At 72.7% G+C, this 17,039-nt stretch carries 14 protein-coding genes and 1 pseudogene; 9 read left to right on the plus strand and 6 right to left on the minus strand.

Annotated features, from left to right (window positions below; genetic code table 11):
• Window positions 1-25 precede the first annotated feature (25 nt).
• Window positions 26-850, minus strand: coding sequence for a dienelactone hydrolase family protein (locus tag GA0115233_RS30060; RefSeq protein WP_093723463.1), 825 nt, complete (start codon window positions 848-850; stop codon window positions 26-28).
• A 91-nt stretch (window positions 851-941) separates the two neighbouring features.
• Window positions 942-1,457: a MarR family winged helix-turn-helix transcriptional regulator gene (locus tag GA0115233_RS30065; protein WP_255310404.1), complete on the minus strand. Its 516-nt coding sequence runs from the start codon at window positions 1,455-1,457 to the stop codon at window positions 942-944.
• 75 nt (window positions 1,458-1,532) lie between these two features.
• On the opposite strand from GA0115233_RS30065, the gene GA0115233_RS30070 reads away from it, so the two are divergent.
• The 4 genes from GA0115233_RS30070 to GA0115233_RS30085 all read left to right on the plus strand — a co-directional run bounded on the left by GA0115233_RS30070 (window position 1,533) and on the right by GA0115233_RS30085 (window position 7,646).
• Window positions 1,533-3,623, plus strand: coding sequence for an MMPL family transporter (locus GA0115233_RS30070; RefSeq protein ID WP_093723465.1), 2,091 nt, complete (start codon window positions 1,533-1,535; stop codon window positions 3,621-3,623).
• Window positions 3,624-3,701: 78 nt separating this feature from the next.
• On the plus strand, window positions 3,702-4,595 hold the full coding sequence (locus GA0115233_RS30075) for an SDR family NAD(P)-dependent oxidoreductase (protein WP_093723466.1): 894 nt from the start codon (window positions 3,702-3,704) through the stop codon (window positions 4,593-4,595).
• A gap of 93 nt (window positions 4,596-4,688) precedes the next feature.
• Window positions 4,689-6,245: an SDR family oxidoreductase gene (locus GA0115233_RS30080; protein ID WP_093723467.1), complete on the plus strand. Its 1,557-nt coding sequence runs from the start codon at window positions 4,689-4,691 to the stop codon at window positions 6,243-6,245.
• Window positions 6,246-6,272: 27 nt separating this feature from the next.
• Window positions 6,273-7,646 carry a cryptochrome/photolyase family protein gene (locus GA0115233_RS30085; protein ID WP_093723468.1) on the plus strand — a complete coding sequence of 458 codons (1,374 nt, stop codon included), beginning with the start codon at window positions 6,273-6,275 and terminating at the stop codon, window positions 7,644-7,646.
• Window positions 7,647-7,711: 65 nt separating this feature from the next.
• Here GA0115233_RS30085 and GA0115233_RS30090 read toward each other — a convergent pair whose 3' ends face one another.
• Complete coding sequence (locus tag GA0115233_RS30090; protein WP_093723469.1) at window positions 7,712-8,671, minus strand: MerR family transcriptional regulator; 960 nt, start codon at window positions 8,669-8,671, stop codon at window positions 7,712-7,714.
• A 105-nt stretch (window positions 8,672-8,776) separates the two neighbouring features.
• Between GA0115233_RS30090 and GA0115233_RS30095 the strand changes: the two genes are divergently transcribed.
• The 4 genes from GA0115233_RS30095 (at window position 8,777) to GA0115233_RS30110 (ending at window position 11,091) form a co-directional block, all read left to right on the plus strand.
• Entirely contained in the window at window positions 8,777-9,328 is a 552-nt protein-coding gene (locus tag GA0115233_RS30095) for a sigma-70 family RNA polymerase sigma factor (RefSeq protein WP_093723470.1), read from the plus strand.
• A 5-nt stretch (window positions 9,329-9,333) separates the two neighbouring features.
• Window positions 9,334-10,161, plus strand: a complete 828-nt coding sequence (locus GA0115233_RS30100) for a DUF4397 domain-containing protein (RefSeq protein WP_093723471.1) — start codon at window positions 9,334-9,336, stop codon at window positions 10,159-10,161.
• The gene (locus GA0115233_RS30105; protein WP_255310405.1) at window positions 10,154-10,777 is read left to right on the plus strand and encodes a class F sortase; all 624 of its coding nucleotides are present in this window, start codon (window positions 10,154-10,156) and stop codon (window positions 10,775-10,777) included. The genes GA0115233_RS30100 and GA0115233_RS30105 overlap by 8 nt, the downstream gene beginning before the upstream one ends.
• Window positions 10,778-10,875: 98 nt before the next feature.
• The gene (locus GA0115233_RS30110) at window positions 10,876-11,091 is read left to right on the plus strand and encodes a hypothetical protein (RefSeq protein ID WP_093723472.1); all 216 of its coding nucleotides are present in this window, start codon (window positions 10,876-10,878) and stop codon (window positions 11,089-11,091) included.
• Window positions 11,092-11,138: 47 nt separating this feature from the next.
• On the opposite strand, the gene GA0115233_RS30115 is transcribed toward GA0115233_RS30110, so the two are convergent.
• Window positions 11,139-12,692: a M28 family metallopeptidase gene (locus GA0115233_RS30115; RefSeq protein ID WP_093723473.1), complete on the minus strand. Its 1,554-nt coding sequence runs from the start codon at window positions 12,690-12,692 to the stop codon at window positions 11,139-11,141.
• A gap of 303 nt (window positions 12,693-12,995) precedes the next feature.
• Between GA0115233_RS30115 and GA0115233_RS30120 the strand changes: the two genes are divergently transcribed.
• Window positions 12,996-15,788 carry a SpoIIE family protein phosphatase gene (locus tag GA0115233_RS30120; RefSeq protein WP_093723474.1) on the plus strand — a complete coding sequence of 931 codons (2,793 nt, stop codon included), beginning with the start codon at window positions 12,996-12,998 and terminating at the stop codon, window positions 15,786-15,788.
• 27 nt (window positions 15,789-15,815) lie between these two features.
• On the opposite strand, the gene GA0115233_RS30125 is transcribed toward GA0115233_RS30120, so the two are convergent.
• Window positions 15,816-16,694 carry an ABC transporter substrate-binding protein gene (locus tag GA0115233_RS30125; protein ID WP_255310406.1) on the minus strand — a complete coding sequence of 293 codons (879 nt, stop codon included), beginning with the start codon at window positions 16,692-16,694 and terminating at the stop codon, window positions 15,816-15,818.
• Between the two features lie 130 nt (window positions 16,695-16,824).
• Window positions 16,825-17,039: pseudogene (locus tag GA0115233_RS30130) on the minus strand (type III effector protein); the annotation flags it as partial.

Here is a 17,039-nt window from a genome sequence, read left to right on the forward strand (position 1 = left end):
CGTGGGCCGAGTGGAATTGGCCGGATCAGGCGGTACGCGCCAGCAGCCGGGCGCGGAAATGGTCGAGGACCTGGTCTAGTGCCTCGCGGGTGGGCTGACCGGGTTCGTCGATCAGGTGCTCGGTGAGGACGGAGTGCGGGGGCAGTTGTCCCTCGGGGTTCGCCGCCTTGTCGTCTATCTCGACGCCGACAAACGCCTCGCCGAGTTCCTCCCGCAGCAGCGCGAAGCGGTCGGCGGGCGAGATCCGGTCGCCGCGGAAGCGTACGCCGAGCACGGTCAGGCCCGCCGCGCAGCGCTGCCGGACGGCGCCGAGGTCGTTCGGGGAGAGGTCGAGGGACCGGCGTCTGCGCGCGGTGACGGCGAGGGGCAGGGAGGGCTGGCAGACCACGGGCGCGAGGAGGCGTTCGTCGGTGGCCATGGCGAGGGCGTAGCCGCCGGTGAAGCACATGCCGAGCGCGCCGACCCCGGGCCCGCCGCACCGCTCGTGCTCATGGGCGGCGAGTGCCCGCAGCCAGGTGACCACGGGTGAGGTGCGGCCCGAGGCGAGCACGGTGAACTCGCGGCTCACACAGATCTGCGCGGCGGCGCGCAGCCCGGTCACCGCGGCTCCGGTCCATCCGTGGGCCTTGGGATCCGGATCGCGTCCGGCGACGCCGAACAGGTCCGGCATGACGACGGTGCAGCCGATGTCGCGCACCCGCCGCGCCAGACGGGCGACCTTCGGGGTGATGCCCGGGATCTCGGCCATGACGATCACGGCCGGTCCGGTGCCGGAGCGCAGGACGGGATGGGTGCGGCCCGCGTGGGTGAAGGGTTCCCGTGCGAAATCCGTCAGCGTGTCGTCGGCCACGCGTCCTCCTGCTCCCGGGCCCGTACGGGTCATGACAACGGAGCAGGAGCGTACTCGCTGGTAGCTCCGAGCGCAGCAGTCGTGCAGGGAGCTATGCGTCGCGCTGTTCCCCGCCGGCGCTCCGCCGCAGCAGTTCGAGCTCCCGGTTCATCTCGGACAGGAACCGTACGACGACCCCCAGTTCGTCCGGTGTGAAACGGCCCCGCGCCGTGTCCGTACTGCGGGCCAGGGGTCCGAAGTAGTCCCGGGCGAGGCTCCTGCCCGCCTCCGCGTAGTGCAGGTGGACGACGCGGCGGTCGTCCAGGGCGCGCTCGCGCCGCAGGTGCCCCGACCGCTCCAGCCGGTCGATGCACGCGGTCATGGCGCCGGAGGTGAGGTTGAGCTCCTTGCGCAGCCGGCTCGGCGTCATGGGGCCCTCGGCGGGGTCGGCGTCCAGGACCACGACGAGGGCCTGGACGTCCGTCGGGTGGAGACCCTGCGCCTGGGCGAACTCCTGAGCGATCCGGTTGAACTCGCCGTTCATCCGCCGCAGAAGAACGGCGAAGGACTGCAACCCTGTCGGGTCCTCGCCCGGAAGAGAGGGCGAGGGCGCGCGGTGATCACTCATGCCCTCAGTATAAAGTCGCTCGATGATTGAGATACTTTACCGTCGAATTAGTTCGTCCGACCGCTGGGAACCTTCATGAGAATCGCACCGCGTTGGGCCCGGTGGCTGGCGCCCCTCGCCCTGTTGCTGGTCTGGCTGGGCGTCGGCGGCATGCTCGGCCCGTACGCGGGCAAGCTGGGCGAGGTCGCCACCAACAACCAGACGTCGTTCCTGCCGAAGAGCGCCGAGTCCACCCAAGTCCTCAAGGCCCGCGAGGCGTTCGACCAGTCCGAGACCATGCCCGCCATCGTGGTCTGGACGGCGGACGGCGACCGCGTCAGCGAGGCGCAGCAGGCCGCCGCGACCCGTGCCGTCGCCGGACTCGCCGGGAAGGAGGGCGTCGTCGGACAGCCCTCCCCCGCCCTGCCCTCCGACGACGGCCTCGCCCTGCAGGCCGTCGTGCAGCTGGATCCCGACCTCGCCGACGACCTGCCCGCCGCACTCGACGCGATACGCGAGGCGGCGGAGGGCGTGCCCGGCACCGAGGCGCGCATCGCCGGACCCGCGGCGAGCCAGGCGGATCTGTCGGACGCCTTCTCGGGCGTGGACGGCCTGCTCCTGGGGGTGGCACTGCTCGCGGTGCTGCTGATCCTGCTACTCGTCTACCGCAGCGTCCTGCTGCCCTTCCTGATCATCGTCAGCTCCGTCTTCGCCCTCGCCCTGGCCTGCGCGGTCGTCTACGCGCTGGCGGAGCGGGACGTGGTCCGCGTCGACGGCCAGGTCCAGGGCATCCTCTCCATCCTGGTGATCGGCGCCGCCACCGACTACGCGCTGCTGCTCGCCGCACGGTTCCGCGAGGAACTCGCCGAGGGCCGCGACAGGAGCACGGCGGCCCTCTACGCCGTCCGCCGCTCCTTCGGCGCGATCACCGCCAGTGCCGCCACCGTGGCGCTCGGCCTGCTCGCCCTGCTCGCCAGTGACCTCACCAACAACCGCGCCCTCGGCCCCGTCGGCGCCATCGGCATCGGCTGCGCCGTACTCGCCACGCTCACCTTCCTGCCCGCCGTACTGGCCCTGCTCGGCCGGGCCGCCTACTGGCCCTCCCGGGCGAAGCCGGCCGCGGACGGCAGCCCCGTGTGGCGCAGGGTCGCCTCGACGGTCAACGCCCGCCCTCGGCGCACCTGGATCGTGACCGCCCTCGCGCTGGGCATCCTCGCGACCTTCTCCCCGACCCTGTCCTCCAAGGGGGTGCCGCTGGACGAGATCTTCGTCAACGACGCCCCCTCCGTCGCCGCGCAGCGCACGCTGAGCGAGCACTTCCCCGGCGGGTCCGGCAACCCCGCGGTGATCATCGCCGACGCCGGCCGGGCCGCCGAGGTGACCGCCGCCGCGCGGGACACCGAGGGCGTGGCCTCGGCCGGTGCGGTGTCCGAGTCCGGGCGGCCCGGCGGCGGCGAGCCGCTCGTCGTGGACGGCCGGGTCCGTATCGACGCGACCCTCAAGGACGCCGCGGACAGCGACGCGACCAAAGAGACGGTCCAACGCCTCCGGGACAACCTGCACGGCGTCCCCGGCGCGGACGCCCTGGTCGGCGGGTACACGGCGCAGCAGTACGACATCCAGGAGACCTCCGCGCACGACCGCACGGTGATCGTCCCGATCGTGCTGGCGATCATCCTGCTGATCCTGATGCTGCTGCTACGTTCGCTGCTCGTGCCGGTCCTGCTGGTGGCCACCGTCGCCCTGAACTTCCTGGCCACACTGGGGGTCTCGGCGCTCGTCTTCGAGCATGTCCTCGACTTCAGCGGCACGGACGCCTCGGTCCCGCTGTACGGGTTCGTGTTCCTGGTGGCGCTCGGCGTGGACTACAACATCTTCCTGATGTCCCGGGTCCGCGAGGAGGCCCTCGTCCACGGCAACCGGCGCGGGGTGCTGCGCGGGCTGACCACCACCGGAGGGGTGATCACCTCGGCCGGTGTGGTGCTCGCGGCGACGTTCGCGGCGCTGATGGTCATTCCGCTGGCCTTCCTGGTGCAGATCGCGTTCATCGTCGCCTTCGGCGTGCTGCTGGACACGCTCGTGGTCCGGTCGCTCCTGGTCCCCGCCCTGGTGATCGACATCGGGCCCCGGGCCTGGTGGCCGAGCGCCCTGGCGCGCGGTGACGCCGGGGCCGCGTCCTCTCGGTAGCCGCTCCGACATGCCGACGGCCCGGTCCGCCCCTAGCGTGGACCGGGCCGGTGCCGCCTCACGGAGCGGAGGCTTCCCATGTCGGTCACCCGCGGGCCCCTGTACGCCCGCACCGCCGTCGTCACGGGAGCCGCCCGCGGCCTCGGCGCGGGGGTCGCGCTGGAGTTGTCCCACCGGGGTGCGAGGGTGGCCCTGATCGACCGCGAGGGCGAGTCGCTCGTCCACGTCCGGGACGCGCTGCCGGGTGAGGCCGAGTGCTGGCAGGCCGATGTCACGGACGAGACCGCGATGTTCCGGGTGGCCGCCGCGATCCGCGCCCGGTTCGGACCGCCCTCGGTGGTGATCGCCGGTGCGGGCGAGGCCGGGCCCGGACTGTTCGCCGAGACCGACCTCGCGGTGTGGCGCCGGGTGGTGGAGGTGAACCTCTTCGGCAGCGCCCTCACCGCGCGCGCCTTCCTGCCGGACCTGTTCACCACCCGCGGCTATCTGCTCCAGATCGCCTCGCTCGCCGCGGCACCGACGCTGAGCGCCTCCTGCGCCTCCCGGGCCGGCGTCGAGTCGTTCGCGCACGCGCTGCGGGCCGAAGTCACCTATCGGCAGGTGGGGGTGGGGATCGCCTACATCGGCCTGGTCGGCCGGACCGACACGGACAGGGTCCGGGACACCGACGAACACCCCGTCCTGCGGGACCTGCGCGGCCATCTGCCACCGTCGATACGCAGAGCGCTCCCCGTCGCCGAGGTGACCGACCGGCTCGTGACAGCGGTGGAACGGCGTCGGCCGGCGGTCTACGTGCCGCGCTCACTGCGCGCCGCCCAGCTCGTCCGCGCGGGCCTGCCACCGCTCGTCACCCTGCTGTCGCGCCGCGAACTGGCCCGCCTCGCCGCCCCGGAGCCGCTCACCGTCAGCGGCCGGACCGTCCGGGCGCCTGCCCCGGTTGCCGGAGACGCCGACCGGACCCCGCATCCATGAGCCGCGCCCGCGCCGAAGTGCCGTACGGACCTGTGGAGGACCCCGTGGAGGACCCGGTGGAGGGCCCAGTGGAGGACCTGTGGAGCACCGAACATGACCACTGACGGACCCAACGGCACACCTCGCCTGCGCTGCCTGGTGACCGGAGCCTCGGGATACATCGGCGGACGGCTGGTCCCGGAACTGCTGGCGGCCGGGCATCAGGTGCTGTGTCTGGCCCGCTCCCCCGACAAGCTCCGCGACCACCCCTGGGCGGGCGAGGTCGAGACGGTCCGGGGCGATGTCACGGACGCCGATTCGGTCGCCGCCGCGATGCGGGACGTCGATGTCGCGTACTACCTGGTGCACGCGCTGGGCAGTGGTTCGGGGTTCGAGGACACCGACCGCCGGGCCGCCCGCGTCTTCGCCGAGCAGGCCCGTGCGGCGGGCGTGAGCCGGATCGTCTACCTCGGCGGACTCACCCCGGCGAACGTCCCCGAGCGGGAACTGTCGCCGCACCTGCGGTCCCGGGCCGAGGTCGGCCGTATCTTCCTGGACTCACCGGTGCCCGCCGCGGTGCTGCGCGCGGCCGTCGTCATCGGCTCGGGCTCGGCCTCCTTCGAGATGCTGCGCTACCTCACCGAACGGCTGCCCGTGATGGTCACCCCCAGCTGGGTCCACACCCGCACCCAGCCCATCGGGGTCCGTGACGTCCTGCGCTACCTCGTCGGCTGCGCAACGCTGCCGGACGACGTCGACCGCGCCTTCGACATCGGCGGGCCGGACGTCCTCACCTACCGGGAGATGATGTGCCGCTACGCCGCCGTCGCCGGGCTCCCGCGACGGCTGATCGTGCCGGTGCCCGTGCTCACCCCGAGCCTGTCGAGCCACTGGGTCGGTCTCGTCACGCCGGTCCCCGCCTCTCTGGCCCGCCCGCTCACCGAGTCGCTGCGCCACGAGGTCGTCTGCCGGGAACACGACATCGCCCGGTACGTCCCCGACCTGCCCGGCCGCCCGCTGTCCTTCGACGACGCCCTGCGCCTGGCCCTGCGCCGGGTCCGGGAGGCGCAGGTCGCCACCCGCTGGTCCTCCGCCGCCCTCCCCGGCGCCCCGAGCGATCCCCTGCCCACGGACCCCGACTGGGCCGGCGGCAGCCTGTACAAGGACGAGCGCGAGCGCACGGTCGAGGCACCGCGCGAGTCGCTGTGGAAGGTGATCGAGGGCATCGGCGGTGACAACGGCTGGTACTCCTTCCCGCTCGCCTGGGCCGTACGGGGCTGGCTCGACCGGTTCGTCGGCGGGGTCGGACTGCGCCGCGGGCGCCGGGACGCCGAACGGCTGCGCGTGGGCGACTCGCTGGACTTCTGGCGGGTCGAGGAGATCGAACCCGGACACCTGCTGCGCCTGCGCGCCGAGATGCGGCTGCCGGGCCTGGCCTGGCTGGAGATGCGCGCGGAGACGGACGACAAGGGCGGCACCCACTACCGGCAGCGCGCGCTCTTCCACCCGCGCGGACTGCTGGGCCACACCTACTGGTGGGCCGTCTCCCCCTTCCACGCGGTCGTCTTCGGGGGCATGGCCCGCAACATCACCCAGGCCGCGGCACGCCGGAGCTCCGCCACCGGCGACCGCATCCGAGAGCCGCACCACGAGCGAAGTGTGCGTCAGTAGCGGACATCGCACCTCCAGGAGCACCCCATGACCGTCGCGGTCGTCCTGTACACCTCTGACCTGCGCGTCCACGACCACCCGCCGCTGCGCGCCGCGCTGCAGGCAGCGGACGAAGTGGTGCCGCTGTTCGTCCGCGACCCCGGTGTCCGCGCGACCGGCTTCGCCGCGCCCAACCGGAACGCCTTCCTCGCCGACTGCCTCGCCGACCTCGACGCCTCGCTGCACAGCCGGGGCGGACGGCTCGTGGTGCGTACGGGACCGGTGGCTGGGCAGGTGCGCGCGGTGGCCGCCGAGTGCGGGGCGACCGAGGTGCACATGGCCGCCGGTGCCACGGGGTACGGCCACCGCCGGGAGGAAGGGCTGCGGGACGCACTGCGCGGGCAGGGCGTCGAGCTGCACGTCCACGACTCCGTCACCACGGTCGTCGCGCCCGGCGCGGTGACCCCGTCCGGCACCGATCACTACGCCGTGTTCACTCCGTACTTCCGGCGCTGGGCGCGGGAACCGCTCAGGGACCTGTGTCCGGCGCCCCGTACCGTCCGCGTTCCCGAGGCGGTGCGCGGCGAGCCGCTGCCGGCCCGGGACGAGGTGAAGGGCGTCTCCCCCGGTCTTCCGGCCGGGGGCGAGAGCCGGGGCCGCGACCGGCTGACCCGGTGGCTCCGCAACGACCTGGCCGCGTACGAGGACCAGCACGACGACCTGGCGGGCGACGCGACCTCACGCCTGTCGCCGTACCTGCACTTCGGCGCGCTCTCCCCGGTGGAACTGGTCCACCGGGCCCGCGGCGCGCACACGGGGCCGGGAGCGGAGGCGTTCGTACGGCAGTTGTGCTGGCGGGACTTCCACCACCAGGTCATGGCGGCCCGGCCCGACGCCTCCCGCCGGGACTACCGCACCCGCGGCGACCGGTGGCGGTCCGAGGAGGAGGCGGCCGAGGACATCGCCGCGTGGCGGGACGGCCGTACCGGCTACCCGGTCGTCGACGCGGCCATGCGCCAGCTCCGTCACGAGGGCTGGATGCACAACCGGGCGCGCCTGCTGACGGCGAGCTTCCTCACCAAGACGCTCTACGTCGACTGGCGTGTCGGCGCCCGGCACTTCCTGGAGCTGCTGGTGGACGGCGACATCGTCAACAACCAGCTCAACTGGCAGTGGGTCGCCGGTACCGGCACCGACACCCGTCCGCACCGGGTCCTCAACCCCGTGGTCCAGGGCAAGCGGTTCGACCCGCGCGGCGAGTACGTGCGGCGCTGGGTGCCGGAGCTGCGGGACGTCAAGGACGGCCGGGTCCACGAGCCGTGGCGGCTGAGCGGGCCGGAGCGGCCCGACGACTACCCGGAGCCGCTCATCGACCTCGCCGACGGCCTGGCCCGGTTCAAGCGGGCCCGCGGCCGGGACTGACGGAGGATCACGAGTCCGGTTCGGACAACCGGCGCATCACGCGTCCGGTTCGGACAACCGCAGGATCACGAGTCCGTTCGTACGACCGATTCCAGGGCCGCCACGGCTTCCGCGAGGCCTCTGGGGCGGGACAGGCCCGCCACGGCCCGGCCCGCCCAGCCGGGGCCCAGGGTGAGGACCACCGCATGCCTGCGGGCCCCTCGGACGCCCCACCCCATGGCGGCGACGTGCTGCGCCAGGGGCGGGCTGGCCGTGGTGCGGGACTGGGCCCACAGGGCGACCGCGGCCGGTCCGGTCCTGCGTACGGCCGCGACAAGTGACTCGACCGGGACCGCACCGCCGAACATGCGCACCGGGAGCCCGCGTTCGGCCAGGGCGGCGGCCAGCACCTCCAGCGGCAGGGTGTGGTTCTCGCCCGGTACGCAGGCGAGCAGGGTGGTGGCGCCGGGGCGGTCGACGGCCGCGGGCGGCAGGCCGCGGCGCAGGGCGCAGGAGACGTGCCAGGACAGGAAGTGCTCCACCTCGACGTAACGCTCGCCCGAGCGCTCCCACTTGCGGCCCACCGCCTGGAGGGTGGGCACGATGACCTCGGTCCAGGCGGTGACCAGTCCGTGCCTGTCGATCGCAGCCGCCAGGAGGTCGTCCAGGGCGGCGGCGTCGAGGCGCAGGGCGGCGCGTGCGATGCCCTTGCACTCCTGGCGGGCGTCGCCCAGGCTCAGCCCGCTTCCGGCCTTGCGGCGGCCGCGTGACGGTGCCGTCTTCGGCACGTCGACGGGCTCTCCGCTCAGTGCCAGGCGGGCGGCTTCGGCGGGGGCCATTCCGGTGGCCGTGAGGGCGCACATGCGCTCCAGCCGGGCCACGTCCGCGGGCGTCCAGCGGCGGTGCCTGCCATCGGTGCGGGTGTCGGGGCCGAGGCGGTAGCGGCGGTCCCAGGACCGGACCGTGGTGGGCGCGACGCCGAGCCGTCTGGCGACCTCGCCGGTGGTCAGGCCGCCGCTCGTGATGTCCTCCCGGTGTTCCTCCATGCCGTCAGCCTACGCCCTCAAAACGACGCACAACCGATGCATGTTGTCCGCGTCGTTTCTGATTCAAACACTGGGAGGCACACACAGGGCGGAAGGAACCGGGCCATGGACGAGGACGAACTGGGACGCGGACTGCGCGCCGCCGACGAGGACGCCTTCGCGGCGATCTACCGGCACTGGGGCGGACTCGTCCGCACCATGGCCACCCGCTCCCTCGGCGACACCCACGAGGCCGAGGACGTGACCCAGCAGGTGTTCATCGGCGCCTGGCGGGGCCGGGCCGGATTCCGCCCCGACCGGGGGCCGCTCGGCGCCTGGCTCGTCGGCATCACCCGGCGCAAGATCGTCGACTCGCTCGCCGCCCGGACCCGACGCCTCACCCTCGTCGACTCCGCCGCGCACGGCACGGGCACACCGCGGCCCGACAGCGCGGCACTGGACGACGTGCTCGACCGGGTCGTCCTGCTGGACGGACTCGCCCGCCTGCCCCGGCACCAGCGGCAGGTACTGGGCCTCGCCTTCTACGAGGACCTCACCCAGGCCCAGATCGCGGACCGCACCGGAATGCCGCTGGGCACCGTCAAGAGCCACACCCGCCGCGGCCTGCACGGGCTGCGCCGGGTTCTGGAAACCGCACATCTCCCCTCCAAGGACTGATCCTGATGGTCTCTCGCACCTCCCTCACCATCGCCACGGCGGCCGGCGCCTGCGCCCTCGCGCTCGGCGTCACCGTCACCCCCGCCGCCGCCGACAGCGACGACAAGGCCATGGTCTCCGTCTTCCACGGCGTTCCCGGCCTGACCGTCGACGTGTACGCCAACGGCGACGAACTCCTCGGCGACTTCAAGCCCGGCACGGTCACCGACCCGCAGCCCCTGGACGCCGGCACCTACGACATCCAGGTCTTCGAGGCGGGCAAGGGCCCCGAGGGCGAACCCGCCATAGAGAAGAAGATCGAGGTGCCCGCCGGGGCGAACGCCACCGTGGCGGCGCATCTGTCCGCCGACGGCACCCCGCAGTTGACGGCCTTCGTCAACGACGTGTCCAAGGTCGACGCGGGCAAGGCACGCCTGACGGTCCGCCATGTCGCCGCCGCGCCCGCCGTGGACGTCCGGGCCGGCGGACAGCCGGTGTTCAAGGGCCTGGAGAACCCCAAGGAGCAGCTCACCGAGGTGGAAGCCGGTTCGGTCTCCGCCGATGTCGTGGCGGCCGGCACCGACACCGTGGTCATCGGCCCGGCCGACCTCGACCTGAAGGAGGGCACCGGCAACGTCGTGTACGCGTGGGGCAGCGCCGAGGACAAGAACCTGGCTCTCGCCACGCAGACCTTCGGGGGCATGGAGACGACGCCGCAGGCCGTCCACGCGGGCGGCAACGGTGCCGCCGTCTCCGCCAACTCCTCCGGCGAGTGGATGGCCTGGGCCGCGGCGGGCGGCACGGTCGCGCTGAGCCTGCTGGTGGCCCGCCGCTTCTCGGGCCGCCGTGTCTGAGAACGCCCGGCGCGGCGCTGCCCGCACCTCGGCGCTGATTCCGCTGGCGGTGGCGGCGGCCCTGCTCACGGGCTGCTCCACCGCCGGGCCGGACGCGCCTCCCGTCGACTTCGGATCGACGGCGGGAGCACCGGCCCCGGCGACCGCCACGGCGGCACCGGCCCGTTTTGCAGCCCCTGAGCGCGTCCTGGTGCCCGCGGTCGGCCTCGACGCCCGGATCCGTCCGGTCGGGGTGACGGCGGACGGCGCCGTGGCCGTACCGGCCGATCCCGGGCGGGCCGGGTGGTACCGCTTCGGGCCGGAACCGGGGAGCGCGCGGGGGTCGGCGGTGCTGGTCGGGCACGTCGACGGCGAGACGGGCGCGCTGGGCGAGTTCGCCGCGCTGTACGACGTACGCCCCGGCGATCGCGTCGAAGTGCGCCGCACCGGCGCGGAACCCGTCGTCTACCGGGTCGTCTCACGGACGACGGTGTCCAAGGACGACCTTCCGTCCTCCGTGTTCCGCCGGACCGGGGCACCGGTGCTCACGCTCGTCACCTGTGCTCCGCCGTTCGTGCCGGAGCGCGGCGGTTATCAGGCCAATCTCGTCGTGACGGCGCGACCGCTGGAGGCGTGAGCCAACGGAGTGGCCCGGGCGGTGTCGGCCGGCTCGCGGGTGGGGGGTTCGGCGATGCTGGGCGGCGCGGCACCCGTTCTCGTGACAAGGAGCACCGTATGCGCACCGACCCGGTCGAACGCTTCCTGGCCGTCCTGGACCCCGAGCAGCGCGAGGCCGTGGGTGGCAAACCGCGCGAGGAGCAAGAACGCCTCGCGGACGCCTGGGAACGGGAGCTGGCCTCGGACGACGAGCTGGACACCCTCGACGAGCTGTCTCCCCCGGCGGCCGAGGCCGAGGCGGCGCGCCGGGTGCTGGAGGGGGAAGCGGGGTAACGCCCGGCGTGCGCTGCGACCCCGGGCGGGGTCGCAGCGCCCTTCGGTTACTCGGTCACCAGGCCGTGGCCGTCGTGCAGGCCGCCGCCGCTGCCCGCGTCCCCGCCCGTCGCGGCGGAACCGACCGGCTTGCTCAGCGGTTCGAGGTCGTAGGCGTAGTGGCCGACGGCGTTGGCGATGACGTCGATGTTGACGTCCAGGGCCCGCATGTTGATGTTGCGGATGTCGTCGCCCGCGCCGTGGTAGTTGACGTCGTACGCCACCCCCGCCCGGCCGCCGAACTTCGCGGCCTGCGCCTCGGTCTTGATGCCCTCCGCCCCGGTGAAGGTGCCGCCGGAGGGGATGCCGACCTCGATGAACGGACCGTAGTCGGAGCGGCCGGTGAAGTCGGTGCCCTCGTGCGGAATGCCCTTGGAGTCGAGGAAGTCCGTGATCCCCTTCTCCAGTTGGGCCGAGCCCTCGGGGCCGGGTCCGGCGCCGACGCCGTCGGAGTCGTCGCCGTCGTAGACGAAGTACGCGGCGTTCGGCGAGGCGATCATGTCGAAGTTCAGGTAGAGCTTGATCTGCTTCCGCTGTGCCTCGGTGAGGGAGGCGACATAGGCCTCCGAGCCCAGCAGGCCGAACTCCTCGGCCGACCACCAGGCGAACTTCACCTTGTTCTTGATCTTGTACTGGGACTTGCCCAGCTTCTGCGCGACCTGGAGGAGGCCGGCCGAGCCGGAGCCGTTGTCGTTGATGCCCGGCCCCTCGCTGACGCCGTCCAGGTGGGCGCCGAGGAAGACGGTGTTGTCCGCGTCGCCGCCGCGGGTCTCCGCGACGAGGTTGAAGGTCTTGCGGTTCTCGCGCAGTTCGCGGACGTCGAGGGTGATCCGCACCGGGCCGCCGGCCGCTTCGGCGGCCAGCGCCTCGCCGTCGGCCTGGGTGATGCCTCCGGTGGGGATCTTGCCGAGGGTGGGGTCGCCGATGGTTCCGTTGAGCGTGCCCTCGGTGTTGTTGTAGATCACGGCGCCGACCGCGCCCGCCGCGTGGGCGTTGGCCTGCTTGACGGCGAAGGTGCAGCCGCCGCGCTTGATCAGGGCGATCCTCCCGGTGAAGGCGCCGTCCGCGAAGTCCGTGGCCTCGCAGCCGTGGGTGCCGTCGGCGTCCACGGGAGCGACGGCCACGTCCGCCGTCACGCCGCCCTCGGGGCCGCTGGCGGTGTAGGTCATCAGCTCGATGGGGATGTCGCGCGGGGTGGGGGTGACCACGGCGAGGGTCTCGGCGATCTCGTCGGTGTAGACGAAGTCGAACTCGTGCTTGGCGACTTTGTAGCCCGCGGCCCTGAGCACCGCCTCCACGTAGGCGGCCGAGAGCCTGTGTCCCTGCGAACCGGCCGCGCGGGTATCGCCGTTGTGGTCGGCTATGGCCTGGAAGACCTTCAGGTGGAGCTGTGCGCCCTTCGCTGTGGACTCCTTGACGAGCTTCCTCGCCAGTGCGTCACCCCGGTGTGACCGGCTCGGGTGGTCACCGCCCGCGGTGGCGGGTCCGGCAACGAGGAGGGGGGTGACCAGTGCGGCGGCAGCCAGGGTTGCGGTTGCCGCGCCTCTGTGACGTGCGGACATATCGGTCCTCTCACGCAGGTCGACTGACAGTTCGACAGTTCGGGAGAACTTCGGGAGAACACGGTCGAGGCACGTTATCCGCCTGACTGCTCACTGCCAAGAAGGAGTCCTGCAACAGGGGGACCCGATAGCGCTCCCCTTCCCCGCCGGGAGCGCCGTCGCGGAACGGTTCGCCGCGCGGGCCCCGGCAAGACGACCGACCGCGCACATACACCCGTACGAGTGACTGTCCCGACAGCACATCACCGGCCCGAGCGCACCTCCTGAGCCGCGCCCGCCCGGCCGGTCACTGATACTGAGGAAATGGGCAAACTCGGGCGAACAGCTCCAGCGAGCCGCAGGGACGACCGCGAGCCGCCGAAGGCCGGGCCGCCACCGGAGTCCGGACCGGAGGCCGGTCGCCCATCGGAGCGCCGACGCGCGCTGACGCTGCTCAAGCCGCGCAGTGTCGCCGGTCAGGTGTTCCTGCTGCAGTTCGTGGTCGTCCTGCTGCTCATCGCCACGGCCGTGGTGGCCCTGGTGATCCAGGACCGCAACCGGGCGATCCAGGAGGCCCGCGACCGGTCGCTGGTGGCGGCCGAGTCCTTCGCGAACGCCCCGGGCACCGCCGAGGCGATGCAGAGCGACGACCCGACGGCGGCCCTCCAGCCGCATGCCGAGGCGGTACGCAAGAAGACCGGTGTCGACTACGTCGTGGCGCTCAGCCCCTACGGCTTCCGGTGGACGCACCCCGACCCCGACCAGATCGGCAAGCACGTCTCCGCCTCCTACAACGAGGCGCTCGGCGGCGAGCCCCACCAGACCACGTTCGACAGCAGCCTGGGCAAGGCGGTCGACTCGACCGTGGCCGTCTTCGACGACGAGGGCACGGCCGTCGGCCTGGTCACCGTCGGCGTCACGGTCGACAAGGTCACCAGCGTGGTGCAGCACCAACTGCCGGTGATCTTCACCGCCGGCGGTCTCGCGCTGCTGCTGGCCGCGGGCGGCTCCGCCCTGGTCAGCGGGCGCCTGCTGCGCCAGACCCAGGGTCTCGGCCCGGTCGAGATGACCCGTATGTACGAGCACCACGACGCGGTGCTGCACGCGGTCCGGGAAGGCGTGATCATCCTGGACGGCGACGGCAAGCTGGTGCTGGTCAACGACGAGGCGCGCAGACTGCTCACCCTGCCCCCGCAGGCCGAGGGCAAGCCGGTCACCGAACTCGGGCTGAGCCCGGCCCTGGCGGAGCTGCTGAAATCGGGCCGGTCGGCCACGGACCAGGTCTTCCTGGCCGGGGACACCCTGCTCGCGGTCAATGTGCGCCCCGTCGGCCAGAAGGGCAGCAGCGTGGCCACGCTGCGGGACACCACGGAGCTGCGCGCCCTCGCGGGGCGTGCGGACGTGGCCGGCGGACGGCTGCAACTGCTCTACGAGGCGAGCACCCGGATCGGCACCACCCTCGACATGAAGCGCACCGCCGAGGAGCTGACCGAGGTGGCCGTGCCGCGCTTCGCCGACTTCGCCACCGTCGAACTGGTGGAGCAGGTGCTGCGCGGCGACGAGCCGTCGGGGGCGCGTCTGGACATGCGCCGGATCGCGGTCGCGGGCGTCCGGCAACCGGCGCCCTTTCACCCCGTCGGGACGCTGCTGCGGTTCGTCCCGGACAATCCGGTGGCCATCGGCATCACCACCGGGCAGCCGGTCCTGGTTGCCGACCTCACCACGGCCAGGGCCTGGCAGTCCCAGGACCCGGAGCGGGCCGCGAAGGTGATCGCCCAGGGCATCCACTCCATGATCTCGGTACCGCTGCAGGCGCGCGGCCAGTTGCTCGGGGTGGTGGAGTTCTGGCGCTCGGAGCAGAACCCGTTCGAGTCGGACGATCTGTCCCCCGCGGAGGAGCTGGCCGCGCGGGCCGCCGTGTGCATCGACAACGCCCGCCGCTACACCCGCGAGCACACCACCGCCGTCACCCTCCAGCGCAGCCTGCTTCCGGGCGTGCTCCCCGAGCTGTCCGCCCTGGAGGTCGGCCACCGGTATCTGCCCGCGCAGGCCGGTGTGGGCGGCGACTGGTACGACGTCATCCCGCTGCCGGGCGCGCGGGTGGCGCTGGTGGTGGGCGATGTCGTCGGGCACGGACTGCACGCCGCCGCGACCATGGGGCGGCTGCGCACCGCGGTGCACAACTTCGCCTCCCTGGACCTGCCGCCGGACGAGCTGCTGGCGCACCTGGACGACCTGATCACCCAGATCGACGAGGACGCGGCCGCCCAGGGCAAGACGGACGCCGTCACCGGCGCCACCTGCCTGTACGCCGTCTACGACCCGGTCTCCGGTCGCTGTGTGCTCGCCCGGGCCGGTCACCCGGGTCCGGCGCTGGTCACCCCGGACGGCTCCGTGACCTTCCCGGACATCCCCGTCGCCCCGCCCCTCGGCGTGGGAGGAGGGCTGCCGGTGGAGACGGCCGAGCTGCAGCTGCCCGCCGACAGCCGGCTGGTGCTCTACACCGACGGGCTGGTCGAGACCCGCGACCGGGACATCGACATCGGTCTGGGCGTGCTGCGCGAGGCACTCGCCCAGACCGAGGGCGCCAGCCCCGACGACACCTGCGAGGCGGTGCTGGACGCCATGCTGCGCACCCGGTCGGGTGACGATGTCGCGCTGCTCGTCGCCCGCACCCGGCTGCTGGACCCGGACCAGATCGCCGAGTGGGAGGTGCCCGACGACCCGGCGGCGGTCCCCCGTATCCGCGCCGAGGCCACCCGCAGGCTGGCCGACTGGGGGCTCGGCGAGGCGGCCTTCACCACCGAGCTGATCCTCAGCGAGCTGGTCACCAACGCCATCCGCTACGGGGCGAGCCCCATCCGGCTGCGGCTGCTGCACGACCGCGACAGCCTGATCTGCGAGGTCGCCGACGGCACCAGCACCTCACCGCATCTGCGCCGGGCGGCCTCCACCGATGAAGGCGGACGGGGTCTGTTCCTCGTCGCGCAGATGTCCCGCCGCTGGGGGACCCGGTACACGGACCGCGGGAAGATCATCTGGGCCGAGCAGTCGCTGGACAGCGGGGCCGTGGCCGATCTCGGGGCGTTCCTCATGGCGGAAGCGGAGGAGCTGTGAGGGGCTCGCAAGGCCCTGGTACGCGGCTCAGGACCCGGGGACGACCTTGAGGTACGGGATCTTGGCCGGGTCCTGGCCGAAGGCGGAGCCGAGGTAGACGGCCGACAGCTTGGCGAGCGTCCCGTCGTCGATGAGCTGCTTGATGATCCGGTCCAGCTCGTCCTGGTTCGGCGAGCCCTTCGGGTACAGGGCGCCGTAGCCCTGGTTGGTCCGGTACTGGCCGATCAGGCGTACCCGGCTCTCCTTCTCCTGCGGGTACGCCAGCAGGATCGTTGTGTCGTGGACGACCGCGTCGATCCGGCCCTTCTCCAGCGCCGCGACCATCTCGGGGTCGTTGGGGTAGGAGACGACGGGCTGGGTCGGCTTGATGCGGTCCTCGACGAACTTCTCACCCGTGGTGCCCTCGGCCACACCGATCCGGACCTCACTGATGTTGTCCTGGTCGATGTCCTCGCCGTCCCGGATCAGCACGCCCAGCGTCGAGGAGAGGTAGGGCGGGGAGAAGTCGGCGACCTCGCGCCGCTCGGGCGTGATGGTGATCTGGGCCAGGGCGAGGTCGAAGTTGTCGGTGCGGCCCGAGACGACCACCGGGAAGGGCGCGTTCTCCACCTTCAGCCGGTCGAGTCCTGAGCGGTAGGCGATGTTGGCCGCCATGCAGTACTCGTAGCCGCTCTTGACGGTCGCCGGTGTCTGCCCGTTCCACCAGCCGGGTGCCGGCAACGTCGTCTTGACCGTGAGGGCCCCCGCCGTGCGGGGCGACAGATGGAACTCTCCGTACTTGCCGGACACCGCGCAGGACCCGTACCGGACGACCGGCTTCTCCGTGCCGTCCTGGTCGCACGCCGTTGCCGCGACGATGAGCGCCGCGCTGACAGCCAGAGATACGGTCGCTGCCGCGGCGCGCATCATTGCACCTCCGGTGGGACATACTCCTTGAGCCACCATAAATCACCCCGGACCATACGACTGCCGGAGCCACGAGGGCGACCCCTAGGTCGCGGGTCCGTAAGAACGCGCAGGCAGCCCGGGTGCCCGGTCAGGGGGGCGTGAGGGTGTCGAGTTGCTCGGCGAGGTCCGGATGGGTGCCGGTCAGGTGCGGGCGGGTGGCCGTCAGCGGGCGGATCAGCTCGGCGGGGTCGTCGCGGGCGAGCGCTTCGTGGAGCTCGCCGAGGGGGGTGCGGGCCGCGGCGGGCAGGTCGGTGAGCGCCGCGATCTGACCGGCGATGCGCCGCAGGTCCGCCGCGTGGCGCC

The organism is Streptomyces sp. DI166 (genome assembly GCF_900091315.1).
Lineage (GTDB): Bacteria > Actinomycetota > Actinomycetes > Streptomycetales > Streptomycetaceae > Streptomyces > Streptomyces fuscus.